Origin of the sequence: Peredibacter sp. HCB2-198 (genome assembly GCF_045999315.1) — a bacterium.
Taxonomy (GTDB): Bacteria; Bdellovibrionota; Bacteriovoracia; order Bacteriovoracales; family Bacteriovoracaceae; genus Peredibacter.
Genome location: NZ_CP174607.1, coordinates 14,853 through 40,947, shown reverse-complemented (window position 1 = coordinate 40,947; position 26,095 = coordinate 14,853). Strand labels below are relative to the sequence as shown.

Genomic DNA, 26,095 nt, shown 5'->3' with positions numbered 1-26,095 from the left:
ATGATCCTGGTTAAAACTTTCTTTGCTTATAACGATCTTCGAAACTACAGCTATCTTATTCACGATAATCATACTGATCATGCGTGGGTGATTGATCCTTTCGAAGCGGCACCGATAATTGATTATATCAAAAAAAACGGTCTCGTCTTGAAGGGAATATTGAATACCCATCAGCACTTTGATCATATTCGTGGTAACGCACCCTTAATGGAGGCGTTTAACGCAGAAGTGCGTAAACTTAAAAACGCAGAAAAGCTGAAACTCAGTGAGAACTTTGTCTTGGAGAGTTTGGATACTCCCGGGCATACGATGGATCACCAGGCCTTTATGTGGAAGCAGGAAAATACGCCTTTGGCCCTGTTTTCAGGGGACACATTATTTAACTCAGGAGTGGGGAATTGTCGTGGTGGTGGGGACGTAGGGAATCTTTATGTCACAACCAAAATGTTAAAAGAACTTCCCAAAGACACTCTTCTGTATCCGGGCCACGATTATCGTCTTCGAAATCTCGAGTTCGCCTTGACGGTTGAACCTGAAAATAAGCAGATTAAAGACAGAATCTATGAGTTAAAAAATATGAGCACAGAAGATTTACCTGCGGTAAGCTTAGAGGAAGAAATGAAAGTAAATCCATTCTTCAGGTTAGATTCTGCTGAGATTCAACATCAGTTAGGAATGTCATCTGACAGAGATTTATTTATCAAGTTAAGAAGCTTACGAGACAATTGGTAAAAGGGAAGAATATGGCGAAGAAAGCTACGAAAAAAGTTGCAAAAAAAGTGACTAAAAAAGTGACCAAAAAGGCCCCTGCCAAGAAGGCAGTGAAGAAGGCCGTTACTAAGGCCCCAGCGAAGAAAGTAACTAAGAAGCAATCGGCCTCAGTGATTAGATCTCAAACATTAAAACCAGGTGATATGGCCCCTGATTTCACTCTTCCAGATCAGAATGGGCAATCAGTTTCTCTTCATGACTTTAAGGGAATGAATGTGGTGGTTTACTTTTATCCAAAGGCCATGACTCCTGGATGTACAGTTCAGGCCTGTGAAATCAGAAATTCAGACCAGAAGTTGAAAGATTCTGAGATCGTGGTACTGGGAATTAGTGCCGATCCGGTGAAAAAGTTAAAACAGTTCGAAGAAAAGCAGCACTTAAATTTCACGCTTCTTTCGGATGAGAGTCGTAAAGTGATTGAGGCCTATGGATCGTGGGGTCTTAAAAAATTTATGGGGCGTGAATTTATGGGGATTCTTCGTCAGAGTTTTTTAATTGATAAGTCTGGTAAGATTGTGCACGTAATGCATAAAGTGGACACTAAGACCCACCACCAGGACATTTTGAATTTTTTTAAGAATCTATAATCTCTTCTTCAACCAAGACATCCAGGCGCATTTCTGTCTGGAGTCTTGCGATGAGGGCCTTTAGGTTTTCCTTGGCCTCGATAGGGCAGCGGACGTCGATATCACGGTAAGCACCCTTCAAAGATTCGTCAGCAGTAGAAAAGAAGCACAAACCTTCGTTAGATTCGAAGGTGAAGTAGATGAAAAAAGCATCATCTTTCGCCACACGAAGGCGAGTATAGTAGAGGGTTTTGCTCTGTTGATAGGTGCGCGACATAGATTCCTTGACTTAGATGGATTAGGAAATAAGATATTAGATAGGGAAAGTCAAAAAATTTAAGAAGTTATGTCATGGAGGACGCTTTGAAATATAGTTTGATACCTTTGGCGTCTCTTTTACTCGTGAGTTCATGTTCGTGGTATCGCGATCTTGAGCGCTCACTCGTGGAAGATGATGAGAAGCAAATGAAGCGACAATCTCGCACAGTCCCTCGTGCTCAGTACGATCAACTTCTTGTTAAATACGAAGAACTCTCAAAAAAATATGAAGCTTTAAAAGAAAAACCTCCTGGAAGCCAGGATTCTTTGGTTGATGAGCTTCAACGTACGCAGAGTGAAAACTTCGCTCAACCTTCTTCAAATGTTGAAACAGAAACTGTGAACGTATTTCCAGCAACTAGTGCTACGGCCCCAGCAACTCCTTCAGCTCCGATTCAGGTGCCTGATGATGTCGAGTCTCAATTAAGTCTTTATCGTCGTGGATTAGCTCTAAAAGCTTCAAATCCTGGTGAGGCCACAAAAATTTTCCAACAACTAGAAAACCAAGCAGTTCCTGCAGTGAAGGTGCGTGCAAAGTTCCAGATTGGAGAGTTACTTCTTGGCCGTGGCCAGTATGATCTGGCGTTGCAGGTGTTCGAGGACATTATTAATAAGAACGCTGAGTCTGGTGTTGTGCTTGATGCCCTTAAGTATGCTGTGATTTGCACGGAGAAATTAGGGGTCGCTAATAAGAAAGATCAGTACACATCAATGCTTAATGATGTATTTGAGACGAGAGAATAAGAGTTGAAAAAAGAAAGTAAGGTCCTGATTCTAGTTGCTCTTCTTCTGGCGAATACGGCCGGAAGTCTGCAAGCGCAGGAAGATCTCGGTGATGAAGATCTTCAGACCTTATTAGATGAATCAGGTTCAACCGAAGAAGTGAAAGAAGTTTCTGAAACAGTCGCTCCTGAGGCAACTGAGCCGACTGCGGTTGATTCTGCGGCTATTGATACAACAACGCCGACCCCGACGCAAACTCCCTCTGAAAGTGTTTCTTCTGAGACAGTTGATCTGGATGCTTTAGAGCCAAGTGAACCTACTACAGAAACGGCCACAAATGATTTAGGAACAACTCCAGGAGCAGAAACTCTGGAAGAGCTTCCTACTGAAACTACTGAGACAGTAGAAAATACGGTGATTGAAAAGACAGATGATGATCTTGAGGCCTTAACGAAGGACATGGGTGAACCAACTCCGGCCGTTGAGACCGTAAAAAAAGAGGAACCTGTTCCGACAATTCCTGAACCTTCAACTGTTACTGCTGATAAAAAACCTGCTGAGCCTGAGATTTTTGATGTTGGTCGCGAAGAGCGCGATCTTCTTGGTCTTGCCCAAAATATTCAAGGACAAATTTCCGATACGGAATGGAACGAAGTGGCCACTGCCGCCAAGGTTGATTCTTATACAGTTGTGAAAGATGACTGGTTATTTAAAATTTCGAAACGTTTATTTGGTTCAGGTTTTTATTATCCAAAAATCTGGTCGCTAAACTCGTATATCACGAACCCGCACTTTATTGAGCCGGGGATGGTGCTTTCATTTACGACTGGTAGTAGTTCAGTTGCTCCAGATGTAAAACTTGGAACATTCACTTCAGATGAATTGAATGCGGCACCAGGTGCTAAAGGAACACAGAACGCCACTGATCTTGCAAACTTTGGTGAAGATGTGAAGCCTGGTTGGTTGGATGAGAAGAATGAACTTCAGAATCAGGGTGTTTACTTCCAATATGCTTCTGAAGAGACCATGGATGATCTTACTCAAGCAGGTGAGCAAGCGCTTAACCGTGAGTATGAAAACTACGAGCCACCTCGTGATGAAATTGATCTTATTTTACCAAAGAACTATGACCGTACTGGCTTTGATAAGAACTCAAGAATTTTCTATTCAGTTAAAGAAGGTTTTTATCTAAGCACTTTCGTATCGACGAACATTGTTCAGGACTTTGGTTCAATTACCAATGGGCCGGATGAGAACATTTTCTTCGTGAGAGGGGACCGCGCTTACGTGCAATTTGATGAAACGGTGAACGCGCTTCCGGGTGATATGTTCTCGATTTATTCAAGCGGCGGAAAAGTAAAGCATAAGAACTCTGATCGCGAAGGATATAAGTATTCGATCGTGGGCCAGATCAAACTTATTCGTAAGATCAAAGACAAGTGGGAAGTAGAGTTCGTTGAAGTTTCAGGAACTCCACAGCGTGGTGATCGCATCACGGCCTATACTCCGAAAATTGATCGTATTACGAAAACGTATAACTCACGTCTCGTTGAGGCGGCGATTCTTGCTCCTTATCAGCCAATGCAGACCATTCTTGGAATGGGTGACGTCATTTACTTAGATCGCGGTCGTGCTGATGGTGTTGAAATGGGGAACGTATTTGAAGTTTATGGCTTCAAAGATCGTTTAACTGATAAGAACATCACTGATCAGCCGACATATAAACTTGGTGAACTGGCCGTGATTACACTCACAGATAACTTTGCCACGGCCCTCGTGGTGAATTCGATCCGTGATTTTTATGCTGGTGACATTGCCATTACGAAGACCAAAGAGTCTCACCTAAGAGAAATCAAGGCCCGTGGCCAGAAGTCTCGAGCTGATAAAGAACTCATGGGTGGTAAGGCCCTGGAAGAGCTTGATGTTGAGCTGAACCTTGAGAATCTGAATGATGATCTCTTAAAGCAAGCGGACAAGATTCAATTAACTGAAGATGAGCTTGCTGAACTTGAAAGACAAGAGCGTGAGAAGTCGGTGATTAAAGATTCTGAGAAGGACCTAAAAGCTCTTGAGCGTCTTGAAAACGAGATCGAAGAAGCTGAAACAATTCTGAATGATGCTAAGCTTGATGAAGATAAGCTTCTTGAGAATGAGAACCTGAATGACATCGAGAAGAAGCGTGGAAATATTGATCAAGATTCGCTTGAAGAAATTGAAGAGAACCTTGGTAAGCGCTACCTTGATGAAGATCTGAACTCGAAAGACAACCCATTCGGTCTGACCGAGTTTGATGTGGAAGAAGTGGATGAGCTTCTGAACGTCGAGAAAAAAGAACAACAATAATCAAGAGGGCCTTCGGGCCCTTTTGTGTTTCTGGGAACCCCTCACATGATTTTGTATACGAATAAATGGATGAAGTCTGTTGCGAAAGAACTTGTTAAAGATGTTGTCTGCGTTGAACTTAGCGATCCAAAGTTCCCTGAGTATTTAAAAGAAGCAGAGGCCATTTTTGGTCTGGGTCTTAAAGTAGATAAGGCATTTTTAGATGCTGCTCCCAAGTTGAAAGTGGTTGCTCTTACTTCGGTTGGATATGATGGATGTGATTTGAAGCTGATTAAGGAGAGGGGAATTGTTCTTACCAATACTCCGAATGTGCTTAATGAAACCACCGCCGATTTGGCCTTTGGATTACTCATGGCCACGGCACGAAGAATTCCGGAGACGCAAGAATGGCTTAAGGCCGGCAATTGGAAAAGTGCTGTTACCGAAGAAGTCTTTGGAACTGATATTTATGGCAAACGATTAGGTCTCATTGGTCTAGGGGGAATTGGCCAGGCGATTGCGAAACGTGGTCACTTTGGTTTTGATATGGAGATTTGTTATCACACAAGGACCAAGAAGACGGACCTACCTTTTCCCGCGACTCATATGGGGCTGGATGAGCTTTTAAAGACGTCGGACTTTGTGATGGTGATCTTGCCCTTGAGTGCAGAGACAAAGAGCCTTATTGGCAAAAGAGAGCTTGTTTTGATGAAGAAAGATGCCATTCTTATCAATGCTGCTCGTGGACCAATTGTAGATGAGCCCGCACTTTATGAGGCGCTTAAGAATAAAACGATCAGGGGCGCTGGGTTGGATGTGTTTGAAGTGGAACCTCTGCTTATGACCTCGCCATTATTGGAACTTAAAAACGTAGTTCTCACTCCACATATTGGATCTGCGACTGATGCTACAAGAGCAGGAATGGTGAGAGTGGCGGCCGAAAATCTTTTGGCCGCATTGAGACATGAAACGCCGAAAAACCAGGTCTTAAAGTAGTTCTTCTGGCCAGAGGTTAGTTGAATTTAGTAATATCTTCCACAGTGCACCCTTAGCGAAGCTGAAACTTTGGCAGGAAAGCCAAAGTTGTCGCCATGGGCGCACGAAGTGCCGAGGGCCAGGAGGCCCGAGGACAATAGAGTAGTTCACACGTTTTACATTTACGATAAGTGCACCCTTAGCTCAGCTGGATAGAGTAGTTGGCTTCGAACCAATTGGTCGGGAGTTCGAATCTCTCAGGGTGCGCCATTAAAATAAAAAGAGGAAGCCGAAGCTTCCTCTTTTTATTTTATCGGTGTTCTCTGAAGTACAGTGAACTTCAGATGGGAGTTCAAGAAAAGGCCACGAAGGCCTTTTCTGTCGGCGTAGCTGCCCGAAGGGGAGCGAGTAGGATACGAGCGAAACAAATCTCTCAGGGTGTGCCATTTCTAACTATTCCCAAGCTAATACGAACTCATTCACTCCGTTAACTATCTAATTAAAAATACACTCAGAAAACTTAGTGTTGACTCCGTACTATGGTACGGATGCTAATATAGATCTATGGAAAAGATAACAATTGGAAAATTAGCTGAAATGGCAGGAGTAGGAGTAGAGACCATTCGTTTCTACCAGAGAAAAAGTTTACTTCGAGAACCAAAGGCCACTGGAGCATTCAGAACGTATAACGAAGAAGATGCGCAGAAAATTAGATTCATTAAACGTGCTCAGGACTTAGGCTTTACTCTTAATGAAGTGAGAGAACTCCTTGAGTTAAATACGAAACCGCGAATGACGTGCGGGACAGTGAAAGTTAAGACTGAGGCCAAGATCCAAGAGATAAAGGAAAAGATCGCTGATCTTAATAGAATGAAAGCAAGCTTGGAAAAGCTAGCATGCGCTTGTGATGCCAGCCAAGATGAAGTGAAACAATACAAAGTTCAAGAATGTTTTGCAGCTGGATTAGGTTGCAAATGTTAAAAAGGAGAATTTTATGAAACGATTCCATATTCATGTGGGCGTAAAAGATCTTAATACTTCAGTTCAGTTTTACTCAACTCTGTTTGGACAAAAGCCGACGAAGCTGAAAGATGATTACGCAAAATGGATGCTTGAAGATCCAAGAATCAATTTCGCTATTTCAACTCGGTCAAATGAAGAAGGTGTAGATCATCTTGGATTTCAGGTAGATGAAGGTCATGAACTTTCTGTACTTACAGAACGTTTAAAGAAAGCTGATCTGGGAATTTATGACGAAGGGACAACGACATGTTGTTATGCTGAATCAAGTAAGGCCTGGGTTAAAGACCCTTCAGGAATTGCCTGGGAAACTTATCACACGATGGCAGATGCAGAAGTTTATAGTGAAAAGCCAAAGGCCTCGTCCACTTCAACCGGAGCATGTTGTGCTCCTAAATCTTCAACAGGTAAAAGCTGCTGTTAGACCTTATGAAAAATATCATGTTTCTTTGTACTGGTAATTCATGTCGCTCTCAGATGGCAGAGGGGTTTTGCCGAAAATATTGGGGCAGTGAGTTTAACGTTTTCTCGGCCGGTACGAAGAAACATGGAATGAACGCCAGAGCCATGAAGGTCATGAAGGAAGCTGGAGTAGATATTTCTTCTCACTATTCAAAGACAGTTGAAGAACTACCTGCTGTTAAATTTGATTATGTTATTACTGTTTGTGATGCGGCCAAAGAGACTTGTCCATATTTCCCTGGTGGGACAATTATTCATGTGGGTTTTCAAGATCCTCCTGCTTTGACTAAAGATATGAATAATGAAGAAGAAATCCTCAGCGTTTACCGAAGCGTAAGAGATGAAATTGAAGCTTCAATTAAAAAACTACCTCTTATTCTAGGTAACACAAACCCTTCTAGCTCTTCTTAGAATATTTCTGACCCCATTCTGCCAGCGGAATGATGGCCTTGGTGAGTGAAGCCCCTAAAGAAGTGATGGAATATTCCACTTTTGGCGGTACTTCATTAAAGACTTTTCGATTGATGATTCCATCTTGTTCAAGCTCTCTGAGTTGCTGGATGAGCATTTTTTCACTGATTCCAGGAACCAGTCTTTTGAGTTCTCCAAATCTTCTAGGTTCGGTATTGATTTCCCACAAGATGAGGGCCTTCCATTTTCCACCAATTACCATGAAGGCAGGTCCAAGTCCGCACTCGTCATCTTTTTTCATCTTTTTTCTCACGTACACTTACCTTTTGGTTAGTACCTTACAAAATAGTCGGTACTTGTTTTTTATATACCGACTCATAAGATATGGACAAGAAGTTCAACTCAAATGATAGGAGAAAAAATGGAACCAATACTTTTTTACGGAGTCCCGCATGGATGCTCTTTCGCCTCAGTAGCGGCTTTAGAGTGGTTGGGAAGACCATACAAGCTATGTCGAATAGCCATGCTTGAGGATAAGCATGCTGAGATCTACCTCAAATTCAATTCATTAAAACAAACGCCTTCATTATTACTGGGAGATGGCGATGTCTTGAATGAAAGCTTGGCCATTCTTCTTCACCTTTCTGCCCAGAATCCTGATCATCCGATGTTTGTAAAGCAAGGCACTAAAATGTATGACAATTTAAACTATGCCTTGGCCTACCTCCACACTACCTTTCATTCAGTCATGGGTGGCCTTTTCTATAAGAAGGATCGTACTAGGGCCGAGCAAGAATATAAGAGAGTCGAAGAGATCGTGAAGCAATCTGGATGGATGGTCGGGAACAAGATTTCCTTGGCGGATATTTATCTGAGTGGCACTGCTCGCTGGGGGAAGGAACTAGGTGTCTTCAATCTTGAGCAAGAATTTCCTTATTTGAATGAGTACCTTAACAAGCTTGAAACTTTTAGGGAAATTCAGTTTGCTCATGACATTGAAGAAGAAAGGCCGGCCATCTCGAGTGGAGGTTTCAAAGGGCATGTGTCTCTAGAAGATCTAAAAGGTGTGCCATTGTTGCGGAGGTAAAAATTGCTCCTTTGATCCAATTATGACGTCTTTTCAAAAAAGGAAGCTTCGGCTTCCTCTTTTGATTGTAACAGTCCAAAGTTAAAGAAATCTTATATTTTGCGCTGAAAAAAAACAGCTACAATCATTAAAACAATAATTCACCAAGGACGGTTTTAATGAAGTTTACGGCATTCTTTTTAGTACTAGGCTCTCTTTTCCTTCAATCTTGTGCTTCTGGTCCTGACTTATCAAATCCTGAAATTAGAGAGGCCGTTTCAAAAGTTCAAATCTTTGAGAAGAATGATCTTAAAGACAGAGCTTTCGATAATCTTGGATCTCTACAGGCGAAAGTTTGTCAGTCGAACAATTTTAGCTCTGGCAATAGCTCTGAAGAAGGGGCAAAGACAGAATTAAGATATGAAGCTTCTAAAAAAGGAGCGAATGGCATTACCAATTATTTGTGTCATTCAAAAGGACTAGATATCGCTTCAAATTGTAATAACGTAACGATTTGTTATGCTGATGCCGTGTTAGTAAAACATTAATCAAAAAAACGCCCCACCAAAACAATTTTGATGGGGCATGATTAATTAGAATGATTTCAAATATTCTGTGAGATCCACTTTCTCATCTTCATCTAAATTCAGATTCTTTACCTCGTTATAGTGTTCAACTACTGAACGATATGTTGGGAATCTTCCATCATGATAGAAGCCACCTTTTTTGCGAGTAAAAAGACCTTTCAGTGGTGTCGTTCTATAGCGCTCATCTGGTGAACGTAGGGCCTGGAAATCATCAATACCGATTTCTGCTCCGGTATGCATGTTCCAGCCTGGTTCAGTATAAAGAGGAGGTACGTGACAAGCTATACACTGTGCTTTGCCTTCGAAAAGAATCTTTCCTCTTTTTGCTTTTCTTTGATCATACGTGCTCTTACTCGGAGTAGGCGCACGTAATCCTAATTGATAAATATGTAGGGCCGGAAGTTTGCTGCTGACCAGATCTTTTTTGGCACGTACGTTCCAGAAATTATTTCTAACCGCAAGAGGATATTTAATTGGGTCATTTAATCTCGGATCATAAAAAGTTCCTTGCCCATGCATTTGTGTGACGGCCACATAGGCGTTCCAGTAAGGCACACTTCCCCAACCATTATAAGTATGAAGGTTTACACCTGCCAGACCAAAGGCCGCCGGGAGTAGAGTGGCCCCAGTTTTTCCATCAGGTCTGAAGGCCTTTCCATCCATGAGTAAAATGGCATCATAGCGACCTGGTCCCCAAGAAGTAAGCACTCGACTTACTGTCTCTTCATCAACTCCTAGAACTTGAGCTAGTGGTGCTTTATTAGGAGCAAGATTTACAATCGCACCTACGTTTAAGTCTCGGTTAGGCCAACCATCGAGCCTCTGTCCGATTCCAGGTGCGAATGAATTATTAACAGTCGAGTGGCAAAGTGCGCAGGTAATTCCAATGGATGTAAGCTTGTTGTTTTTAAATACACCTTTCAGACCGACAACAGCATTTTTTTTAAGGAGTGCCAAAGTTGTATCAGGATCATCTAGACCTCTGCCTTCTCTAATGGCGTCGATCATAATTCTATCTAATTTAGCAACATCCACTTTAAGACCAACACTCAAAGCAGTTTTAGGACTCACTCCCGGGCCTACGCCTCCATTTTGCTCTCCCTTGATCGCATCATGGAGTCTTAGCTGATTACCCCAAAAGGCCTCTGAGCCAAAGGAATCAAAGCGGAAGATTTTGCGACCATCTTCGAACATTTTTTGATGAGAACTGACGTAATTCAAATCACCAATATCAATCTTGTCTTCTTCTACCTCGGCCCTGGAAGTGCCGAGCATGCTCAAAGTAAAAATAGAGGCAAATACGATTTTGTTCACAACGCTATTCAAGGCGTCCTCCTTACAAATGATTTTAAAACGAGTTTTAAATAGCGAAGATGGATCTATCAGAACACAAAATAGATTCTAAAGAGGTGAGGGCCACAGAGAGTCGAAGCAGGGCTTCATTAATTAGAATTAATGGCTCTATCAACCTTCATTGATAATGATAAGCAGCTGAAACTATGTTCCTCTTAGAAATTAAGTCTAGATTTGATCAAGAAAATCCGAATTAGGTCTATCTAGGAAATTTAAGGGGCATATATGAACGTTTCTGATTACATCATCGCGAACACACATAAAAATATCAATCACCTCGAAAAGATAACAGAACTTATTAAATGCTCCCATCAGGTTCGAATCATTTGTCCATTTATCTCAATGGAAAGGGCTAAGTGGCTTGCCACATTTGTCACTGAAGAGAGATCAGTTGAAGTCATCACTGAAGTTACGCTGAGAGGAATCGCAACAGGAGTTCAGTTACCGAGTGTGCTAAATTTTATGATTGAGAAGGGGATTAAGGTTTCCTATATCGAAGGAAACTTACATGCAAAGGTTTTTATATTTGATGGCAGTCGAATCCTCATATCATCGGCAAATCTAACAAATAACGGACTGGAGAATAACTTTGAAGTAGGGGTCTTGTTTGAAAAACCAAGAGGGCCTTTCCTCGCGAAGAATATCGATTATCAGGCCATTTATTATAGAATCTCCAATCTTTGGTCTGATCTGAAGATTAAAGCTCATTTCCTAAATGAAGAGAGCATTCAACCCTTATTGGCAAAAGAAGATGAAACTGCCGAGTTTCGTCGTGCATTGTCAGTATATTCAAATCAAAAGCACAATGGCTTCAATCCCATCTCAAAAGATTGTGAAAATCCATCTCAAGTTGATAATGAATTACAAGGGGGATGGTTATTTAAAGGCTTTCGACAAGAAGATTGGAAGGCCTTTGATCACGGTCTTGAATTCAATACACAGAACCTTGAAAAGGTTAAACAGCTCCTTACAGATAAGATCAACCCCGTTTTAATGAGATTTTATGAGAACTTCAGATTTGCTCACAACCTCGAAGTTAAATTGGACTACTTCGATTACGGATTCTCGCTAAACCGTTGGGTAAAAAATTATTTCCCGGACTATCGTTATCTTTGGTTGACCAGAAGCCAAGAAGAAAAAAGTTCCCTTCAGCATATAGGCGTTCCTTCTTTTATCGTTGGTATGGGAAAGGATCCACAAAAAGGACATTGGTTTGAAGCTAGAATGGGAGTTGAAGAGCTCAATTTGTCCAAGTTATCATTCTATGGACGTCAGTTCCTTGAAAATATGATCGAAAATATTGACGTTGTTGTTCAGAAGCTCAAAGACCTTGGCCCAGGGTGGGTCCTTACCCATGAGCCAACAGGAAAAGAGTTTTGTGGCGAATACCCGGCCCATTCTATTGAACAAGACTTTCTAATGAAACTCTTCCAAGACCATCTCATTAGCGGGAAAATCGCAGATTTTCATATTAGAAGGAAATATTTCCTCTCATCTCCTGAAGAACTGAAAATTGTACAATCGCCAAAGATTATTGAAGCAATTGCTCGCGACATGAATTCACTGATTTATTTCTTCGAGCTGGCCCATGGCAATGTTGATTCAACTTTTAGAAAAGCAGGGTAAAGGCCTAAAGCGAGTATTTCACTCCGAAAAAACTTTGCTAAACTAGCAATAAGCTCCGAACCGAGTTATATTTATCTTTTAGTCACATTGAGATAACTAAAATGATTTATCGAATCACTTCGGCACTTTTATTTTGCAGTTTAACAACTGGTCTTTTTGCTCAGACTCTACAACCAGAAGCTTTGAGCTTGGCCAAAAAATTCCGAATCTCTCCAGAGAAACTCTCAATACTTACGGTTAAAGTGGGAGATAAGAGAGAGACTCTCATTGACATCAATTCCAATAAAAAACTAACTCTTGCTTCATTGTCAAAGGTCGTTACATCTTACTCTGTTCTCCAAAATTTTCCGCTTGATCACCGTTTTATCACCAGGATTAAAACTGATGGTCGAATTGTAAACTCTACACTTGAGGGAAACCTTTATCTCGTTGGTGGAGGCGATCCATCATTTGGTATGGATGGGATGAATGAACTTGTCGCTTCTTTAAAGAAGAGGGGCATTAAGAAGATAACTGGTGCCATTATTGTTGATGACTCTTATTTTGATAATGTCCGTTATGATGAAAGTCGTGGTGATAAACGAGCCGACTTCATCTATGACGCTCCAGTTGGGGCCATGTCCTATAATTGGAACTCGATTAAAGTCACAGTTACTCCCGGCAAAAATGGTGAAAAAGCAAAAGTGGAAATCTATCCACCGAATGATTACGTCAAAGTATCAGGTTCTATCAAAACGAAGAACGGCCGTTCTAACGATGTTATTGCTGAAAGACGCCGTAAGAAAAATGGAGAAAATATTCTCCATCTAAAAGGTTCTTTAGGTCAAAGTTATGGCCCTTTGGTGTTTGAGAGAAACATCACTGATCCGGATTTGTGGTCAGGCAGTAATCTCGTTTATATGCTCAGAAAAGAAGGCATTGCCTTCAACGAAAAAGTGAAGAACGGCATGGCACCATATTCAGCGATGACTTTAGCGGAGTTTCGAGGAAAAGATACGCTTGGTCTTTTATCCGATCTTAACAAAGATTCAAATAATCATGTGGCCGAAATGCTTGCCAAGGCCATTGCCGTTAAAAATAAAAAACAGGGTTCTATTTTTGAAGGCGTGAAGATCATCAATCAAGAAACGCAATCTCTGGCGATTACACCGCAAGGGTATTCATTCGTGAGTCCTTCAGGTCTTAGCCCACAAAATCAAATTTCTTCTGCCAATATGCTTAAGATCCTTCGAGGGATAGCAATGAACAAAAAACATTACGAAGTGTTTATGCAATCATTGCCGGAAGCTGGTGTCGACGGAACTTTAAAAAAACGCAAAATTGCTTCTACTAAAGTGGAGTGGGTAAAGGCCAAAACCGGTTTTATCACTGGTGCTATCGCTTTAGGTGGTTATGCTAAAAAAAATGACGGCACCCTTGTTGCTTTTAGCTTTATCTATAACGGTTCAGATAAAGAGCAGCAGGTGACTGACTTTTACGACCAATTAATTGCTGAAATTATGGATAAAGAGAACTCGGTTGCGGTCCACTGAGACTACTGAAGTGCTCGAGATTGAATCTTTTGACGATTTCAGCTAGAATTGTCTTATGAAATCTTTTAATTCCTCTCACTTTTGGAAACACGGGCTCACGGCTTCACTCCTCTAAAACTTGCCCTAAAGTCATTCGTTATATCATCTCTTTATTTATAAAAGAGGCATTATGCATTTAGAGTTTCTAAATGATTTCTTTCTTTTTAATTTGTTCGATCATGTCCCCTTAGTTTTTTCTTATTTTTTTAGCTGTCTCGGTGCCATTTTCTCCGGCATCGTGGTGGGTAAAGAAAGAGAGAAAGCGCAAAAGGCCGCCGGATTAAGAACATTTGCCATGGTTGCGATGGGTGCCTGTGTGTTCACTCTCACTTCCAGGTTATTTGATCATCAACAAATGATGATGGATGGTGCTCGAATCCCGGCACAAATTGTAACTGGAGTTGGTTTCCTTGGTGCTGGTGCCGTTTTTCGATCTGGAAGAGTGATAAATGGCCTAACAACGGCCGCAGGTATCTGGGCCACAGCAGCTGTAGGCATGGTGTTTGGTCTTGGGTTCTTCGTGTTTGGTTTATGCGTGACCTTTATGATTTTTGTTCTTTTGTGGATTCCCACTTATTTGGATAAGAGGACATTATTTGAACATGAATGGGTCTATTATTTAATTCATGTAGATAATATCGACGGTAAAGGTCCGATCTTAGTCAGAGAAATCATTACGGACTGGGGCCATAAGATCGAGGTGCTTCAAGATCAACAAGATTTCGCCCAAATATGGCGAATACAATTATCTACAAGTCATAGACCGCATCAAAGATTTCTTAGCGAACTTGCTACTCAGCGATATGTAAAGAAGATAGAAATCAACTAATGTTTTTTGTTAGGTAAGGCCACCTTCCGATGGCCTTGAATTAAAGAGTCGTTCCACCCAGTTCCTCTGGTGTTGAGGGTGAGGCCTGTGAACTGCTTAATTGATCAATCGCTTCTAAAATAAGATTCACCACCGATTGTGGCTGAGAAATATAAATGGCATGACTTCCATCTTCTTCAAATACCCTAGACTGAGCTCTTTGGGACATTTGCTTTTGAATAGCAGGCGGAATCATTTTGTCTTGATTTGAAATCAAGTACCAACTTGGTTTTGATTTCCATGCCGGTGTTGTGATCGTACCGCTTAAGGCCTCAACTCCCCAAGGAACCTGAGAGTTTGCCATAAAATCTGCTTTTTCAATTCCCACATCATCTGCGAATGACTCTCTAAACTTATCTTTATCTAGAAAGAGAAAACCATTTTGAGCAGGAAGGATTGGAGGTACAGGTGCATCTAATGGAGGATTACTAATCAATGATGATACAGATTCTCCTGCATCTGGTGCAAAGGCCGCGATATAAACGAGTCCTGCCACATTTGGGGCATTACCTGCCTCAGTAATGACAGCGCCACCGTAGGAATGCCCAACTAAAATGACAGGCCTATCTTGGGACTCAAGTGACAATTTGGTTATCTCCACATCTCCGGCCAGTGAGATAGTAGGGTTTTGGACGATTGTGACTTCGCATCCTTCTTCTCGAAGAATTTGAAATACGCTTTCCCAACCAGATCCATCCACAAATCCACCATGTACAAGCACAACATTGAATGGTTTCTCGGCCATAAGGACCTCCTTAGTTGGAGATCAGAGTTGCAATATTTATACCTTTCTATAACGTGCTATTCCATATTGTTTACAACCTTATCCATGAAGATTGCTTTATCGTGCTTACTGTCTAAAAGGAAAATCTCGTGACAAAGTTAAAGTTTCGTTTCGTTCCATGGATTATGTTTTCTTTAATCTTGGCCCCTAAATTGGGCCTCTCAAAAACTCTAGGAGTGGGAGCAGTTATTGGTTCGCCTACAGGTTTATCTTTGAATTACTTTTTACGTCCGAACATAACTTTGCATACAACCTTGGCCTATGATTTTGGCAGAGATGATGATCTTCAATTGGCCTCTCATTACACCTGGAGAAGAAATACTTTAAGTATTGAGAAGGTGAGATTTGGATGGTTTTACGGATTGGGAGCGAGATTGGCCTTTCATGACCATGATCATCACCATCATCATGACCATGAGGATGGGCATACAGATCTTGGGCCAAGTGGAACATTGGGACTCTTTCATGAATTTAAAGAGGTACCTTTGGAAATTTTCTTAAAGGGAAATCTGACAGCAAACATTATTGAACATACGGGCCTTGATGGTGATCTCATGCTTGGGCTTCATTACAATTTTTAGATAAAATCAAATGTTATGCTTAGGGCCCTGCCAATCTGGTCGAAGACCTTATCAGTGTTGATTTTATGTGAGGAGGTCTCAGTACAAACGGCCAAAGCGATTAGAGATTTTTTTTCTGATTTCTTACTAACGAGACCGACGTTACAGGCCCGATTAATTTGTGTTCCCGTTTTCTGAATAAATTTATAATCGGCCGGTAAACCAGCTTTTATTCGGTGACCACCTGTTTTCATTTTCTCCATATGAGTAAGAATGAGATCAGTACTCTTTTTGGTTAGTAATTGCTGGTTTTCCAGTCTTTCTAAAAGATTGACGTACTCTTGTAATTTGGCGGAATTTTGTCCTTGTCGGTAATACTTCTCGAAGGCCTCTTCAAGATCAGTAGTATAAAGATTCTTATAGGGAATCTTTACTTTTTCCGCAAAAGCATAAGGTCGTTTTTCCAGAGGCAAATTTTTAAATTGAATGAAATCCATATTCGTTAAGGTTCGTGCTTTAGGATGTAGTTCACCATAGGCCATGTAACGAACATCCAGTAAGCTCGTGACGGTTCCTGTATGGGGCATCCATTTTTTGATGTCTCGATTAAGTTCATCCGTCCCAATAATTCCGATTAAAATGTCGGCTGCTGTATTGTCGCTTTCTCTTAACATGGATTTGAGAACAAAACCGATAGAAAATTGTTCTCCCGGCTCGCTCCAAATCAATGGTCCAGCTCCATCTACGAAGTCTTTTTCTCGCAAAGTAATCTTATGATTCAAATTTATTTTGCCCTTGTCCACATCCTCCATAAGACTAATTGCCACTAGGACTTTAATGGTTGAAGACAGGTACCAACTCTTATCAGCGTTATATTCAAGTATCGACCCATCTTTTAAGTTTTTTATGACAAGGCCAAGATCACCTTCAAATCTCTGATCAATTTTTTTAATCTCTTTTTCAAGCGTCTCTTTCCAGGCAAATGTTGATGTGGAAAAAAGTAGGAGGAGACTTATTAAAATGATTTTCATAGCACACCTGACTTCGAAATATATTTTGCGACTTGAGCAAGGACCTTTGCCGACACCTCATCCTGAGTAATACCACGAACAAATGAAATAACGATAATTGGCTTGCGATTGGCATTATGAGGGTTCCAGATGTATCCTACGTCACCAATTCGTTGGTACTGAGTCCCGGTTTTATGAGCAAAGACAAATGGAGGTTTAAGGCCGGCCTTGATTCTTTGTTGTCCAGTCTCTGTCTTTAACATTGTATCTATCAAAAACTTACGGGAGTCAGGGCTCAGTAAATTTCCTTCCCAAAGTGCCTCCAAGATCTTTGAATAATCTCGAGGAGTGGCCGAATTGAGGTTCTCTTTATAGTAGGCCTGATAGGCCTCATCTATATTTTTAAGTTTTATATGGGTCTGATCTAGTTGAAAGAGATTCATGAATTTCGACAATCTCTCAGTCGGATCAGAGATCCGCCTTAGATCAATCATATTTCGGCCCGAGATCTCCCGGCCTTTAGCATGTAGGCCTCCATAAATATGTCGTCGCACGTCTTTTAAGGTCGTGATGGGGGAGAAGCTTCCAGGCGAGATGGTTTGCATGAGCTGATTCACACTATTAAGACCCACAACTCTGATCAACATGTCAGTCGCCATGTTATCGCTCAAGGCGATCATTTGATGTAACAAAAATCGAATGGAAACAGAGTCTCCCGGATTCATATTTTTTAATGGTCCGTTACCATCGACATAGTCATCTGCCAAAATTTCGATCTTATCTTCCAGGGACAATTTCTTGGCATCAACTTGTTTTAGAACTTCAATCGCAATGGGGACTTTTACCGTAGATGCGAGATACCACTTTTCATCTGCATGAAGTGAATATTCTTCACCTGTGTTAAGGTCTTTGATATATAGCCCGATTTGATTTGGATAGATTTTCTCAAGGCGATTTACTTCATCTTGAAGTTGCATTTGCCAGACCTTCTTTTTTAGAGAGCGGCTGGGTTTTTTAGAACTTGTGAAAGATACGGCCTTAGTTGGTCTTGAACTCGTGAGAGACAAGGCCCCGAGGAGAATTGCCGCTCCTACGAAGTACTTTAGATTTTTCATGTTTTTTTCTCCAGTTTCTAAACTTTGCCCATCCAGCAGTTAACACGAATAGCAAGATCGTTAGAGCAAGGGCCTGAGGATAAGTGACATCAAGCCATAGACCTAAGAAAAGACGGTATACAAGAAACAGAATTGTTAAATGAAATACAAAAGCGGACAAGGTCTCTTTTCCGATCAATGTAATGGGTGTGAGCCACTTGGCCCCTTTGTCACCAATCAAGGTCGTAAAGGAAATGGTGGCAAGAGCACCTGAAAGACTAAAGAGAATGAATGGCATTTGAGGAGGATGCTTCCCCACATTTTCAGCAAGAGAGAAAAATGTTAAGTAGAGTTCACCTTTATAAATAAAAAGAAAAGCCGCAAATATTAAAATCGAAACTAGGGCGAGAAGGCCTGAAAATTTTATTCTAGAGCTTGGGACCTGATAATAGCTTGTGTAATAGTGGCCGATAAACATGCCTAGGAACACAAAAGGAGCACGACTCAATTGTCCCCAAGTGTACAGACCATCCTCTTCAATCAGTAGCGCCTTTACTTGATAAAAAATTCCAAAATCGAGATGTTCCGTTAACAAATAAGTGAGGAGAGCAAAGAAAAGAGGGAAGCAGGCCTTCAGAAAGAGTGAACTTTTCTGCCAAAAAGGAAGAAGGAAAGGAATCCATAATAGGGCAAGGGCGTAAAAATCCAAAATTTCGGCGTAGCTTGGAAACTTCAGATACAGTAAAGCATCCAGAATTTCATCCGTTCGATGAAGGTGAGACATCTCAATGATAGTCAGTATCTTGTACCAAAAAAGAATAATCAGACCACGCGTAAATAATTTCTTACGTTTTTGTGGCCATAAAGATGAGTCTTGTGTGGCGGGAGCAAAAACTACAGCGAGAGTTAGGCCAAAAACAAGAAAGAAGATGGTGGATGAAAATTTTGTGATTAAATGAATCGGAACGAGACCCCAGTCAGGAAACTGCTCAAAGCTTAATAGGCCTTTGATACCGTGACTAAGAATCATCAAGCTGACTGCCATGCCTCTGGCCAGATCAATTGCCTCAATGCGTGTCGGACTCCCTGAATTCATCTGGTTCTCCAACTTCATACAACTTTAACTTTACTGCTCGGGCCCTTCTTAATCAATGCAACTAAATCTTACTAACATGGTTAAAGCAGATGAAAGGTTTACTACTTAAGTTGTAAGAAATAATCTAAACGTATATGGAAATTAAATACTTTAAAAATCAACTTGCCTTTCGAAAGTGGCTTGAAAAAAACCATGATAAGAAGAAAGAAATTTGGATTGGTTTTTATAAAAAGGATTCCGGAAAAACTGGAATCAATCCTAATGAAGCAATTGATGAGGCCCTTTGCTTTGGCTGGATTGATGGCATTCGAAAATCTGTGGACGAGATCAGTTATACTAATCGCTACACCCCACGAACCACAAAAAGTAAGTGGTCTAAAATTAACACTGAAAATGTAGATCGTCTGATCAAGGACGGACTCATGACCTCAGCAGGACTAAGGGTGATAGAAGAGGCCAAGGCCGACGGACGCTGGGAAAAGGCCTATGATTCTCCAAAAAATGCCAAGGCCCCGGAGGATTTCCTTAAGGCACTGAAAAAAAGTAAAAAGGCCACGGCCTTTTATAAAACTTTGAGTAAGCAAAACATCTTTGCCATTGCTTATCGTCTGCACAATTCCAAGAAGGCGGAGACTCGAGAACGTTGGATTAATAAGATAATCCTAATGTTAGAGAAGGGTGAGACCTTTCACTAAGCTGTAAATTTTCCACAGAATTCTTCTCTTGAGAATCTTTTAAGGTCACTTTTTTCGAGAAATCCTTATACTCCGGGCAAACTCTTCAAGGAAAAAGTATGAGACCCGGTAGAGAACTAGACACTTTGATTGCTAAGCATATCTTCAATCACGACGTCATTATTAAGAGAAAGATTCCTACCGAAGTGACTCCTGTGGGTGAAAGACCGTTAAGGGAATATTCAAAAGAAATTGGTGCCGCTTTCGAAGTTGCCAAAAAGCTTAACATCTCCCTTATTCCTATTGAAGGTGGACAATGGTTTGCTCTGGCCGGGAAGACAGAAGGTTTCACATCGCCAGCAGATTTTATTTCTTATTTAAGTGCTGGGAATTTTATAGACGCGGGAGCTGCGGTCAATGAAAGTCCTTCACTTTCCATTTGTATGGCAGCAATGAAGGCGATTGAATCTAAAATGGCAAGAGAAACACAGACGGCCCAGGCCCTCATATAGGATCTAAAATTCGACTTTTCAAAATTTCTTTCTATAATAATACTTAACCGAAAATCACGTACTGGTTTGGTTAGGCCAGTTATTCCTCTTCAACGAGGTATGAGATTCGCAAGGAGCGAAAGTGACGTTGAAGATTTCCTAGATCAAACAGACCTTGAATTCAGCACTATTCAAAATTTGAATCTACAAGAACTCAATCTTTCTGATCGGTCCTTTGAAGGATGTACTTTTATTGGAGTGAATTTTCAGACGGCCGATGTCTCGAGATCGAGATTTATTGATTGTAAGTTTAAAAGTTGTGATTTTAGTAACATAAAAGTTTCGAGAGCAAATTTCCGTGACTGTAAATTTGAAGGTTCAAAGCTCGTTGGGATCGAATGGTCAGTTGCCAATGAACTAGCACTTCTTCATTTCTCTGATTGTGAACTTCGCTATGGAAATTTTAGTCGCTTGAAATTGAAACGTGCTGAAATGGATAACTGCAGGGTTCGTGAATGCGATTTCTCTGACAGTGACTTCTCTGGTTCTTCATTCAAAGGTTGTGACTTTCTGGGGACAGTTTTTGGTAAAACAAATCTATCAAAATGCGATTTTACTCATTCGATTAATATTGCTTTGAATCCTAAGGACAACAACCTCGTTGACGCGAAAATTCCGATGCAAGAGGCCTTAGGCATGATCACAATTATGGGCGTTAAAATTCTATGATGAATGAATTAGAAAAACTGAAGTCGATGGCCATGCCTTTTGGGAAATACAAGGGTGTTCCGCTCATTGATCTTCCTGAGCCATATGTCGTTTGGTTTTATACGAATGGTCTTCCTGAAGGAGAGTTAGGTAAGCTTCTGGGACTTTTGTATGAAATTAAATTAAACGGTCTGGAACATCTTATTAAACCAATTGGAAGACAGAACTGATTAAGCACTAATCTTCACTTAAAGTTCAGGTGAAGGACCCTGTGAAAACAATGAGCATATACCTGTGAGTCTTTTAACAATTACACAGGAGTTTTATATGCTTAAAAAATTTATCATAGAAAGAAACATTGAAGGCGTAGGTAATTCTTCTGAGGAAGATTTTCGTAAAATGACGGGGTCATCAAATGAAGTCCTACGTAATTTAGGGGCCGATATTCAATGGCGAGAATCCTATGTAACAGGCGATAAGGTTTATTGTGTCTACTTGGCAAAAGATGAAAATATCCTACGCGACCATGCCAAGCAGGCGGGATTTCCTATTGATAAAATCTCTGAGGTTAAAACAGTGCTAGACCCATCGACAACTGGTCTTCAAGGTTTCCAGAGAGACTTATCTTCGAAAACAAAACAAACTGAGATCAGACAGTAATCAAAGGGGCCTTGGCCCCTTTTTACTAGGAACTACTTTTGCCGCTGTAGGTGGAGGTTCCGATTGGAGAACATGCAATTTTTTGATCCCTATCAGATTTCGGAAAGAAGCTTAGAAGAAGATATTCAGAAATTTGATAAATTGCTGGATGAGATGAAGCAATTCGTGAAAATCAAGGCGGAGCTAGGCAGAATCTTTAATTCAATTCATTACAAATTAAATAAGGGGGAGAACCCAGAGTATATTCTTGATTCACTCTTTACCAGTCTGGATTCGGTGATTCCCTACGATCGAATCGGAATCGCCATTTTGGAAGATGAGGGTGAGGCACTAAGAATCATCTGGGTGAAGTCAAAAACTAAAGTTAAGTTTTTACATCAGAACTTTTCGATAAAAGTGGAGGATGATCTGTTTGTTCAACAAATTCTTCAAAAAAATAGTCCTGTCATTATCAATGATCTTGAGAGACTGAGTGAATCTTATCCTCAGTCCGAAACATTGAATCTCGCAATAAAGGAAGGATTGAAATCTTCCCTTATTTGTCCTTCCAGTATAGAAAATCAAAACATTGGTCTTCTGTTCTTTTCAAGCAACAACACGAATACCTATATCGAATCTCATGTACAACTTTTTCAAGAGGTGGCCGAAGGCATTTCTTTAATTGTGTTTCATGGCCAAATGAAGGTGGCCATAGCAAGAAGTTCTTCCGTTGAAAAGCTATTCAAAAATATCATTCACGATTTAAATAATCCTCTCATGGTGATCAGAGGATATCTTTCGCTGTTAGAAAGAGGGGACAAGTACCAAAAACTGGGAAAAAACTCTAAGCATGTCTATTCGATTTTAAAACGGAACACTGATTCTATGATGAGAACCATTGAGGAACTGGTCTATCTTAAAAAAGAAGCACGCGAAGTCTCATTGATGACAAATGATCTAGGTAAATTTCTGGATGAGGTGGCCGACGATGCTCTTTCGATGGCCAGAAGAAAAGATATTGAATTTAAGTTAAAACGACATGAAGGTCTTCCTGACCAGGCGACATTTGACTTGGCATTAATTAAACAGGCCATTTTGAACCTCGTTTCCAATTCGATTAAATTTTCGAATTCTCGGACCGAGATTGAATTGGAGGTCAAGATGGATTGGGAACTGAAGCGACTCTATTTTTCAGTTCGAGACCAGGGCCAGGGGATTCCAGAGTCTGAAATGCAAAACTTATTTAAGGAACATGGAAAGACAAGTGTGAGACCCACAGCCGGTGAAGTAAGTAGTGGTAGGGGGCTCGCAAATGTAAAAGAGGTCGTTGAGGCCCATAAGGGCAAGGTCTTTGCTGAAAGCCGTTTAGGGAAGGGATCCATTTTCGGGTTTTGGATTCCAAATGGTGTAAGTCACCATCACTAGGATGACAGATTAAAAATTTGTTAGAAATGTAAGATTTTGTGAAAATCTCTACAACCGATCACAAGAAAAAATTAAGATTTCTTTTTTTTTCGCTTACAAAATCGAAAACCAACAATTACTCTCTATTCCTCAATAAAAAATTTGGTAGAGGTAATTCAATGTCCAAGTCTCTTTTACTCTCGATCGTAATGATCCTCGGTTCTCTCACTGCTTTCGCTCAAGAAACAAAAACTGAAAACAAAGATGCTAAGCCACAGACTGAAGCAACTCCAGCTGCTCAGCCCGGCAAAGTTGATGAAGCTGACCAGGTTATTACTAACCGTCGTCTACGTGCTTCAAGTGGTTCACTTTCAAAGTGGTCTGGTAACTTCGCTATCAACTACCAAGGTGGTTCAGTAGAGAAGCCAGGTGCTGCTCAAAGACCAAACATTACTGATGGTGCTGATGCTCTTACTCTTCAATATCTAACTGCAAACGTAGGTCTTAGATACCGTTTCAATCCGCTTAACAGCTTAACTCTTGGTACGGGTGTATTCATGAATACTCCGTTCAACTCAAGCATCAAAACAAATGATCCAGCTCTTAAAAAAGAGTTCAACAAAACTAAGCAAGACGTTACTGTAAGTGACCCGAACCTTATCTATACAAACCTTGCTCGAGTTTGGGGTTTCCAGGTTGTAACTCAGCTTACTCCAACACTTATTACAAACACTCAGCAGCGTCAGGCCGGTTACCGTGCTAGTTACGATATCGCATCTACATGGATGAGAGATATTGGTGACTTCGGTCTTTCTGGTGGTGCTACATTTGAATGGACTGGTTATTCTTTCGATAAGACAAACCAAGGTCTAGCTAAAAACGTTTGGCAGCTTTACCCGGTTCTTGAGTACGTGATCAACGATACATTTAACCTAAGAACTCTTTGGGGCTGGCAGGTTTATCAGCAAACTCGTGAGATGGCCTGGGACACATACGACAAGCGTGTTGTTTACCAATCTTTCGGTGTAGGTATCTCACTTTCACGTGATATCTTCCTTTACCCGAACATTCAGTTCATTCCATCTGATATTCGTGACGATAGAACGAACCTTGGTATCAGCGCTTACATTAACACATTCTAGTAAACATATAGTTAATCGAGCGAAGGGGCCTTTTGGGCCCCTTTTTTTTTGCCTATCATTTGGTTTTGATAAGAAGTTTTCGTGATCTTTTAGGACGCCGATATAAGAGGGCAGTAATAAGTCTGAACAACAACTGTATATCCTTAGAGCATTTATTTGGATGCATTGTTTATATACTTAAACAATAGTATGGTCAAGCAAACAAGACTCTAAAGAACGGAAAATATGAAGAGGTCTAGTACTTACACTCGGATTTCATTTTCTCGAGCTGTTCCTTGGTGAAATCAGGATATCTCGTCTGAAGATACTCAATGGGCCTTCTGCAAGTGTCACGTTGGAGAAGTTGTTTGTCACCGTAATCCATTTTCTTTTTTGGATTTTCTTGAGTATTTGAAGATTGGGCAAATGAGTTGAATGATAAAAGTAATGTCATTGTGATAAGTGTTTTCATATAAAGCTTATCGGCTCTAAGAGCATAAATCTTTACTCTCGAACTAATCCACTTTGCATGGGCCAAAACAAGCGAATTGCGGAGTGAAGATCATTACACCAAACTCAATTCCTGCTCCTTCGTTTCCATTAAATTCTTGTCCATAAGTCAGGGCCCAAGTTGCGTATTGATTGGGTTCCCAGCGAAGACCAATTTTGTATTCGGGTTTTGCGTAGACCTCACCTTCGGTTCCAAACACTTCTCCCACGATGGACCAGATTTGATCGAAGGGATAATAAGCGAGACGAGTCGAGTAGGTGAATCCCATCGCGTTGGTCGTGTCTTCTGGTTTATAGGTTCGAGTGACACTCGCTCCAGGCATGATGTCCCAGGAGAACTTGTTGTGAGCGAAAGGGAACGTGAACGGAAAATTCACCCAATAAGTATTGAAAGCATCATCTAAACTACTTTCACCTTTAATCGTTCCTGGGAACATACCGGTCCCGAATTTAACCGAACCTCCACCATTTTTTTCATCTGTTTGCCAGAACATGTATTTGGCATACCACGATGTGGAATGACCATCATCGGTTCGAGGATCATCATCTTTGTTGTAGGTATAAATAGCGTAGGTAAATTCCCAATCGGGGAAAAGTGAGAACGTGGACATAAGCATGGAGTTTCTTTCGCCTACGGTAGGTATGACAGTTACAGTACCATGAGGCTTAGAAAGCCAACTATCAGAGTTATACTGTTGAGCGTATGTTTTACCGATGAATAAAATAAAGATGAGAATCCAGATGAGTTTCATCAAACACATCATAGAGGTTTGACGTTTTGTTAGGGAGACGCCTTAGGCCGTCACAAAACACCTCTACCATGCGTTATAGCCAGCATGAAAATATCCTTATTCTTTCTCCTGTTTTTAGTTTCCTGCGCCAGTCGTTATGAACCAGAAGGCGTTCTTCTTTGTCTTGAGGACGATCCATTACACGACGTGAGAAATAGTTGCTCCTATCAGAAGGAAAAAGGGGACATCTCAGGATAAAACTATTTATTTTTTTCTTCTTGTGACTGCTTCTGATCTTTTGGCACTTTTGATTGGTCCACTGTGATTTCAATTTCTACGCGACGATTTTGTTTTCTTCCGCCTGCAGTGGAGTTGCTGGCAATTGGATGAGCAGGACCCATGCCTTCAGTGCTAATGACATTGGCAGGCATACCATCCGTAATGAGTGCCTGGCGAACGGCATCCGCTCTGGATTGAGAGAGTCTTTCATTGGTAGCAGAACTTCCGGTGTTATCAGTATAACCTTTAATGTTAAGAATATTTTCAGGATACTTCTTCATAATATCTGCCATCTGTTTCAGATTACTCTGAGCATTTGGTTTCAATTCGGCCTTTCCGGTATCAAATAGAATGT

At 40.9% G+C, this 26,095-nt stretch carries 31 protein-coding genes and 1 tRNA gene; 22 read left to right on the top strand and 10 right to left on the bottom strand.

The window, feature by feature from the left end; translation table 11 throughout:
• Both ACJVC5_RS00255 and bcp read left to right on the top strand, forming a co-directional pair.
• On the top strand, nucleotides 1-732 hold the full coding sequence (locus tag ACJVC5_RS00255; RefSeq protein ID WP_408097375.1) for a hydroxyacylglutathione hydrolase: 732 nt from the start codon (nucleotides 1-3) through the stop codon (nucleotides 730-732).
• Between the two features lie 182 nt (nucleotides 733-914).
• Nucleotides 915-1,358 carry a thioredoxin-dependent thiol peroxidase gene (gene bcp, locus ACJVC5_RS00250; protein WP_408099261.1) on the top strand — a complete coding sequence of 148 codons (444 nt, stop codon included), beginning with the start codon at nucleotides 915-917 and terminating at the stop codon, nucleotides 1,356-1,358.
• On the opposite strand, the gene ACJVC5_RS00245 is transcribed toward bcp, so the two are convergent.
• On the bottom strand, nucleotides 1,345-1,614 hold the full coding sequence (locus ACJVC5_RS00245) for a hypothetical protein (RefSeq protein ID WP_321393068.1): 270 nt from the start codon (nucleotides 1,612-1,614) through the stop codon (nucleotides 1,345-1,347). The two genes, bcp and ACJVC5_RS00245, sit on opposite strands and share 14 nt — an antisense overlap.
• A gap of 86 nt (nucleotides 1,615-1,700) precedes the next feature.
• Here ACJVC5_RS00245 and ACJVC5_RS00240 point away from each other — a divergent pair, with 86 nt between their 5' ends.
• The 7 genes from ACJVC5_RS00240 to ACJVC5_RS00210 all read left to right on the top strand — a co-directional run bounded on the left by ACJVC5_RS00240 (nucleotide 1,701) and on the right by ACJVC5_RS00210 (nucleotide 7,568).
• Nucleotides 1,701-2,399 carry a tetratricopeptide repeat protein gene (locus tag ACJVC5_RS00240; RefSeq protein ID WP_408097374.1) on the top strand — a complete coding sequence of 233 codons (699 nt, stop codon included), beginning with the start codon at nucleotides 1,701-1,703 and terminating at the stop codon, nucleotides 2,397-2,399.
• A gap of 3 nt (nucleotides 2,400-2,402) precedes the next feature.
• On the top strand, nucleotides 2,403-4,721 hold the full coding sequence (locus ACJVC5_RS00235; protein WP_408097373.1) for a LysM peptidoglycan-binding domain-containing protein: 2,319 nt from the start codon (nucleotides 2,403-2,405) through the stop codon (nucleotides 4,719-4,721).
• A 45-nt stretch (nucleotides 4,722-4,766) separates the two neighbouring features.
• Nucleotides 4,767-5,696: a 2-hydroxyacid dehydrogenase gene (locus ACJVC5_RS00230; RefSeq protein ID WP_408097372.1), complete on the top strand. Its 930-nt coding sequence runs from the start codon at nucleotides 4,767-4,769 to the stop codon at nucleotides 5,694-5,696.
• 172 nt (nucleotides 5,697-5,868) lie between these two features.
• Nucleotides 5,869-5,945, top strand: a tRNA-Arg gene (locus ACJVC5_RS00225).
• A gap of 294 nt (nucleotides 5,946-6,239) precedes the next feature.
• Nucleotides 6,240-6,656, top strand: coding sequence for a MerR family DNA-binding protein (locus ACJVC5_RS00220; RefSeq protein WP_408097371.1), 417 nt, complete (start codon nucleotides 6,240-6,242; stop codon nucleotides 6,654-6,656).
• Nucleotides 6,657-6,669: 13 nt separating this feature from the next.
• Entirely contained in the window at nucleotides 6,670-7,119 is a 450-nt protein-coding gene (locus ACJVC5_RS00215) for an ArsI/CadI family heavy metal resistance metalloenzyme (protein ID WP_408097370.1), read from the top strand.
• A gap of 5 nt (nucleotides 7,120-7,124) precedes the next feature.
• Entirely contained in the window at nucleotides 7,125-7,568 is a 444-nt protein-coding gene (locus ACJVC5_RS00210) for an arsenate reductase ArsC (RefSeq protein ID WP_408097369.1), read from the top strand.
• Here the strand turns inward: ACJVC5_RS00210 and ACJVC5_RS00205 are convergent.
• Nucleotides 7,555-7,869: a winged helix-turn-helix transcriptional regulator gene (locus ACJVC5_RS00205; protein ID WP_408097368.1), complete on the bottom strand. Its 315-nt coding sequence runs from the start codon at nucleotides 7,867-7,869 to the stop codon at nucleotides 7,555-7,557. The genes ACJVC5_RS00210 and ACJVC5_RS00205 overlap by 14 nt on opposite strands.
• 120 nt (nucleotides 7,870-7,989) lie before the next feature.
• Between ACJVC5_RS00205 and ACJVC5_RS00200 the strand changes: the two genes are divergently transcribed.
• Entirely contained in the window at nucleotides 7,990-8,655 is a 666-nt protein-coding gene (locus ACJVC5_RS00200) for a glutathione S-transferase family protein (protein ID WP_408097367.1), read from the top strand.
• 158 nt (nucleotides 8,656-8,813) lie between these two features.
• Nucleotides 8,814-9,182, top strand: a complete 369-nt coding sequence (locus tag ACJVC5_RS00195) for a hypothetical protein (protein ID WP_408097366.1) — start codon at nucleotides 8,814-8,816, stop codon at nucleotides 9,180-9,182.
• Nucleotides 9,183-9,227: 45 nt separating this feature from the next.
• On the opposite strand, the gene ACJVC5_RS00190 is transcribed toward ACJVC5_RS00195, so the two are convergent.
• A complete protein-coding gene (locus ACJVC5_RS00190; protein WP_408097365.1) occupies nucleotides 9,228-10,547 on the bottom strand; it encodes a hypothetical protein in 1,320 nt (439 codons plus the stop codon).
• Nucleotides 10,548-10,799: 252 nt separating this feature from the next.
• On the opposite strand from ACJVC5_RS00190, the gene ACJVC5_RS00185 reads away from it, so the two are divergent.
• The 3 genes from ACJVC5_RS00185 (at nucleotide 10,800) to ACJVC5_RS00175 (ending at nucleotide 14,600) form a co-directional block, all read left to right on the top strand.
• Nucleotides 10,800-12,200, top strand: a complete 1,401-nt coding sequence (locus tag ACJVC5_RS00185; RefSeq protein ID WP_408097364.1) for a phospholipase D-like domain-containing protein — start codon at nucleotides 10,800-10,802, stop codon at nucleotides 12,198-12,200.
• Between the two features lie 101 nt (nucleotides 12,201-12,301).
• Nucleotides 12,302-13,732, top strand: coding sequence for a D-alanyl-D-alanine carboxypeptidase/D-alanyl-D-alanine endopeptidase (dacB, locus tag ACJVC5_RS00180; protein WP_408097363.1), 1,431 nt, complete (start codon nucleotides 12,302-12,304; stop codon nucleotides 13,730-13,732).
• A gap of 169 nt (nucleotides 13,733-13,901) precedes the next feature.
• Nucleotides 13,902-14,600 (top strand): MgtC/SapB family protein, encoded by a 699-nt coding sequence (locus ACJVC5_RS00175; protein WP_408097362.1) that lies wholly within the window; start codon nucleotides 13,902-13,904, stop codon nucleotides 14,598-14,600.
• A 40-nt stretch (nucleotides 14,601-14,640) separates the two neighbouring features.
• Here the strand turns inward: ACJVC5_RS00175 and ACJVC5_RS00170 are convergent, their stop codons facing one another.
• Nucleotides 14,641-15,384, bottom strand: a complete 744-nt coding sequence (locus ACJVC5_RS00170) for an alpha/beta hydrolase (protein WP_408097361.1) — start codon at nucleotides 15,382-15,384, stop codon at nucleotides 14,641-14,643.
• A 128-nt stretch (nucleotides 15,385-15,512) separates the two neighbouring features.
• On the opposite strand from ACJVC5_RS00170, the gene ACJVC5_RS00165 reads away from it, so the two are divergent.
• Complete coding sequence (locus ACJVC5_RS00165) at nucleotides 15,513-16,004, top strand: hypothetical protein (RefSeq protein WP_408097360.1); 492 nt, start codon at nucleotides 15,513-15,515, stop codon at nucleotides 16,002-16,004.
• Here the strand turns inward: ACJVC5_RS00165 and ACJVC5_RS00160 are convergent.
• From ACJVC5_RS00160 to ACJVC5_RS00150, 3 genes are read right to left on the bottom strand one after another with little or no spacing between them, the layout of a single operon-like run.
• Entirely contained in the window at nucleotides 16,001-17,014 is a 1,014-nt protein-coding gene (locus tag ACJVC5_RS00160; RefSeq protein WP_408097359.1) for a serine hydrolase, read from the bottom strand. The two genes, ACJVC5_RS00165 and ACJVC5_RS00160, sit on opposite strands and share 4 nt — an antisense overlap.
• Entirely contained in the window at nucleotides 17,011-18,108 is a 1,098-nt protein-coding gene (locus tag ACJVC5_RS00155; RefSeq protein WP_408097358.1) for a serine hydrolase, read from the bottom strand. The genes ACJVC5_RS00160 and ACJVC5_RS00155 overlap by 4 nt, the downstream gene beginning before the upstream one ends.
• Entirely contained in the window at nucleotides 18,032-19,183 is a 1,152-nt protein-coding gene (locus ACJVC5_RS00150; RefSeq protein WP_408097357.1) for an acyltransferase family protein, read from the bottom strand. The genes ACJVC5_RS00155 and ACJVC5_RS00150 overlap by 77 nt, the downstream gene beginning before the upstream one ends.
• A gap of 134 nt (nucleotides 19,184-19,317) precedes the next feature.
• Here ACJVC5_RS00150 and ACJVC5_RS00145 point away from each other — a divergent pair, with 134 nt between their 5' ends.
• The 7 genes from ACJVC5_RS00145 (at nucleotide 19,318) to ACJVC5_RS00115 (ending at nucleotide 24,241) form a co-directional block, all read left to right on the top strand.
• Nucleotides 19,318-19,878: a YdeI/OmpD-associated family protein gene (locus ACJVC5_RS00145; protein ID WP_408097356.1), complete on the top strand. Its 561-nt coding sequence runs from the start codon at nucleotides 19,318-19,320 to the stop codon at nucleotides 19,876-19,878.
• A gap of 98 nt (nucleotides 19,879-19,976) precedes the next feature.
• Nucleotides 19,977-20,369: a hypothetical protein gene (locus ACJVC5_RS00140; RefSeq protein WP_408097355.1), complete on the top strand. Its 393-nt coding sequence runs from the start codon at nucleotides 19,977-19,979 to the stop codon at nucleotides 20,367-20,369.
• A gap of 99 nt (nucleotides 20,370-20,468) precedes the next feature.
• Entirely contained in the window at nucleotides 20,469-21,077 is a 609-nt protein-coding gene (locus tag ACJVC5_RS00135) for a pentapeptide repeat-containing protein (protein WP_408097354.1), read from the top strand.
• On the top strand, nucleotides 21,074-21,286 hold the full coding sequence (locus tag ACJVC5_RS00130; RefSeq protein WP_408097353.1) for a putative quorum-sensing-regulated virulence factor: 213 nt from the start codon (nucleotides 21,074-21,076) through the stop codon (nucleotides 21,284-21,286). Before ACJVC5_RS00135 ends, ACJVC5_RS00130 begins: the two co-directional genes overlap by 4 nt.
• A 97-nt stretch (nucleotides 21,287-21,383) precedes the next feature.
• Nucleotides 21,384-21,716: a DUF4242 domain-containing protein gene (locus ACJVC5_RS00125; RefSeq protein WP_408097352.1), complete on the top strand. Its 333-nt coding sequence runs from the start codon at nucleotides 21,384-21,386 to the stop codon at nucleotides 21,714-21,716.
• Between the two features lie 72 nt (nucleotides 21,717-21,788).
• Nucleotides 21,789-23,120 (top strand): ATP-binding protein, encoded by a 1,332-nt coding sequence (locus tag ACJVC5_RS00120; protein ID WP_408097351.1) that lies wholly within the window; start codon nucleotides 21,789-21,791, stop codon nucleotides 23,118-23,120.
• Nucleotides 23,121-23,278: 158 nt separating this feature from the next.
• On the top strand, nucleotides 23,279-24,241 hold the full coding sequence (locus ACJVC5_RS00115; protein ID WP_408097350.1) for a hypothetical protein: 963 nt from the start codon (nucleotides 23,279-23,281) through the stop codon (nucleotides 24,239-24,241).
• Between the two features lie 235 nt (nucleotides 24,242-24,476).
• Here ACJVC5_RS00115 and ACJVC5_RS00110 read toward each other — a convergent pair whose 3' ends face one another.
• From ACJVC5_RS00110 to ACJVC5_RS00100, 3 genes are all read right to left on the bottom strand, one after another.
• The gene (locus ACJVC5_RS00110; protein WP_408097349.1) at nucleotides 24,477-24,692 is read right to left on the bottom strand and encodes a hypothetical protein; all 216 of its coding nucleotides are present in this window, start codon (nucleotides 24,690-24,692) and stop codon (nucleotides 24,477-24,479) included.
• 43 nt (nucleotides 24,693-24,735) lie between these two features.
• Nucleotides 24,736-25,482, bottom strand: coding sequence for a hypothetical protein (locus tag ACJVC5_RS00105; RefSeq protein ID WP_408097348.1), 747 nt, complete (start codon nucleotides 25,480-25,482; stop codon nucleotides 24,736-24,738).
• Nucleotides 25,483-25,721: 239 nt separating this feature from the next.
• Nucleotides 25,722-26,093, bottom strand: a complete 372-nt coding sequence (locus ACJVC5_RS00100; RefSeq protein ID WP_408099260.1) for an OmpA family protein — start codon at nucleotides 26,091-26,093, stop codon at nucleotides 25,722-25,724.
• Between the last annotated feature and the right edge of the window lie 2 nt (nucleotides 26,094-26,095).

Excerpts from the sequence above, each read along its gene's own strand:
- ACJVC5_RS00105 (WP_408097348.1), bottom strand. The coding sequence starts at position 25,482 with ATGAAACTCATCTGGATTCTCATCTTTATTTTATTCATCGGTAAAACA.
- ACJVC5_RS00160 (WP_408097359.1), bottom strand. The coding sequence starts at position 17,014 with ATGAAAATCATTTTAATAAGTCTCCTCCTACTTTTTTCCACATCAACA.
- ACJVC5_RS00175 (WP_408097362.1), top strand. The coding sequence starts at position 13,902 with ATGCATTTAGAGTTTCTAAATGATTTCTTTCTTTTTAATTTGTTCGAT.
- ACJVC5_RS00215 (WP_408097370.1), top strand. The coding sequence starts at position 6,670 with ATGAAACGATTCCATATTCATGTGGGCGTAAAAGATCTTAATACTTCA.
- ACJVC5_RS00115 (WP_408097350.1), top strand. The coding sequence starts at position 23,279 with ATGTCCAAGTCTCTTTTACTCTCGATCGTAATGATCCTCGGTTCTCTC.
- ACJVC5_RS00210 (WP_408097369.1), top strand. The coding sequence starts at position 7,125 with ATGAAAAATATCATGTTTCTTTGTACTGGTAATTCATGTCGCTCTCAG.
- ACJVC5_RS00120 (WP_408097351.1), top strand. The coding sequence starts at position 21,789 with ATGCAATTTTTTGATCCCTATCAGATTTCGGAAAGAAGCTTAGAAGAA.
- ACJVC5_RS00155 (WP_408097358.1), bottom strand. The coding sequence starts at position 18,108 with ATGAAAAATCTAAAGTACTTCGTAGGAGCGGCAATTCTCCTCGGGGCC.
- ACJVC5_RS00200 (WP_408097367.1), top strand. The coding sequence starts at position 7,990 with ATGGAACCAATACTTTTTTACGGAGTCCCGCATGGATGCTCTTTCGCC.
- ACJVC5_RS00230 (WP_408097372.1), top strand. The coding sequence starts at position 4,767 with ATGATTTTGTATACGAATAAATGGATGAAGTCTGTTGCGAAAGAACTT.
- ACJVC5_RS00220 (WP_408097371.1), top strand. The coding sequence starts at position 6,240 with ATGGAAAAGATAACAATTGGAAAATTAGCTGAAATGGCAGGAGTAGGA.
- ACJVC5_RS00205 (WP_408097368.1), bottom strand. The coding sequence starts at position 7,869 with ATGAAAAAAGATGACGAGTGCGGACTTGGACCTGCCTTCATGGTAATT.
- dacB (WP_408097363.1), top strand. The coding sequence starts at position 12,302 with ATGATTTATCGAATCACTTCGGCACTTTTATTTTGCAGTTTAACAACT.
- ACJVC5_RS00135 (WP_408097354.1), top strand. The coding sequence starts at position 20,469 with ATGAGATTCGCAAGGAGCGAAAGTGACGTTGAAGATTTCCTAGATCAA.
- bcp (WP_408099261.1), top strand. The coding sequence starts at position 915 with ATGGCCCCTGATTTCACTCTTCCAGATCAGAATGGGCAATCAGTTTCT.
- ACJVC5_RS00110 (WP_408097349.1), bottom strand. The coding sequence starts at position 24,692 with ATGAAAACACTTATCACAATGACATTACTTTTATCATTCAACTCATTT.
- ACJVC5_RS00245 (WP_321393068.1), bottom strand. The coding sequence starts at position 1,614 with ATGTCGCGCACCTATCAACAGAGCAAAACCCTCTACTATACTCGCCTT.
- ACJVC5_RS00195 (WP_408097366.1), top strand. The coding sequence starts at position 8,814 with ATGAAGTTTACGGCATTCTTTTTAGTACTAGGCTCTCTTTTCCTTCAA.
- ACJVC5_RS00185 (WP_408097364.1), top strand. The coding sequence starts at position 10,800 with ATGAACGTTTCTGATTACATCATCGCGAACACACATAAAAATATCAAT.
- ACJVC5_RS00125 (WP_408097352.1), top strand. The coding sequence starts at position 21,384 with ATGCTTAAAAAATTTATCATAGAAAGAAACATTGAAGGCGTAGGTAAT.
- ACJVC5_RS00140 (WP_408097355.1), top strand. The coding sequence starts at position 19,977 with ATGAGACCCGGTAGAGAACTAGACACTTTGATTGCTAAGCATATCTTC.
- ACJVC5_RS00145 (WP_408097356.1), top strand. The coding sequence starts at position 19,318 with ATGGAAATTAAATACTTTAAAAATCAACTTGCCTTTCGAAAGTGGCTT.
- ACJVC5_RS00130 (WP_408097353.1), top strand. The coding sequence starts at position 21,074 with ATGATGAATGAATTAGAAAAACTGAAGTCGATGGCCATGCCTTTTGGG.
- ACJVC5_RS00255 (WP_408097375.1), top strand. The coding sequence starts at position 1 with ATGATCCTGGTTAAAACTTTCTTTGCTTATAACGATCTTCGAAACTAC.
- ACJVC5_RS00170 (WP_408097361.1), bottom strand. The coding sequence starts at position 15,384 with ATGGCCGAGAAACCATTCAATGTTGTGCTTGTACATGGTGGATTTGTG.
- ACJVC5_RS00150 (WP_408097357.1), bottom strand. The coding sequence starts at position 19,183 with ATGAATTCAGGGAGTCCGACACGCATTGAGGCAATTGATCTGGCCAGA.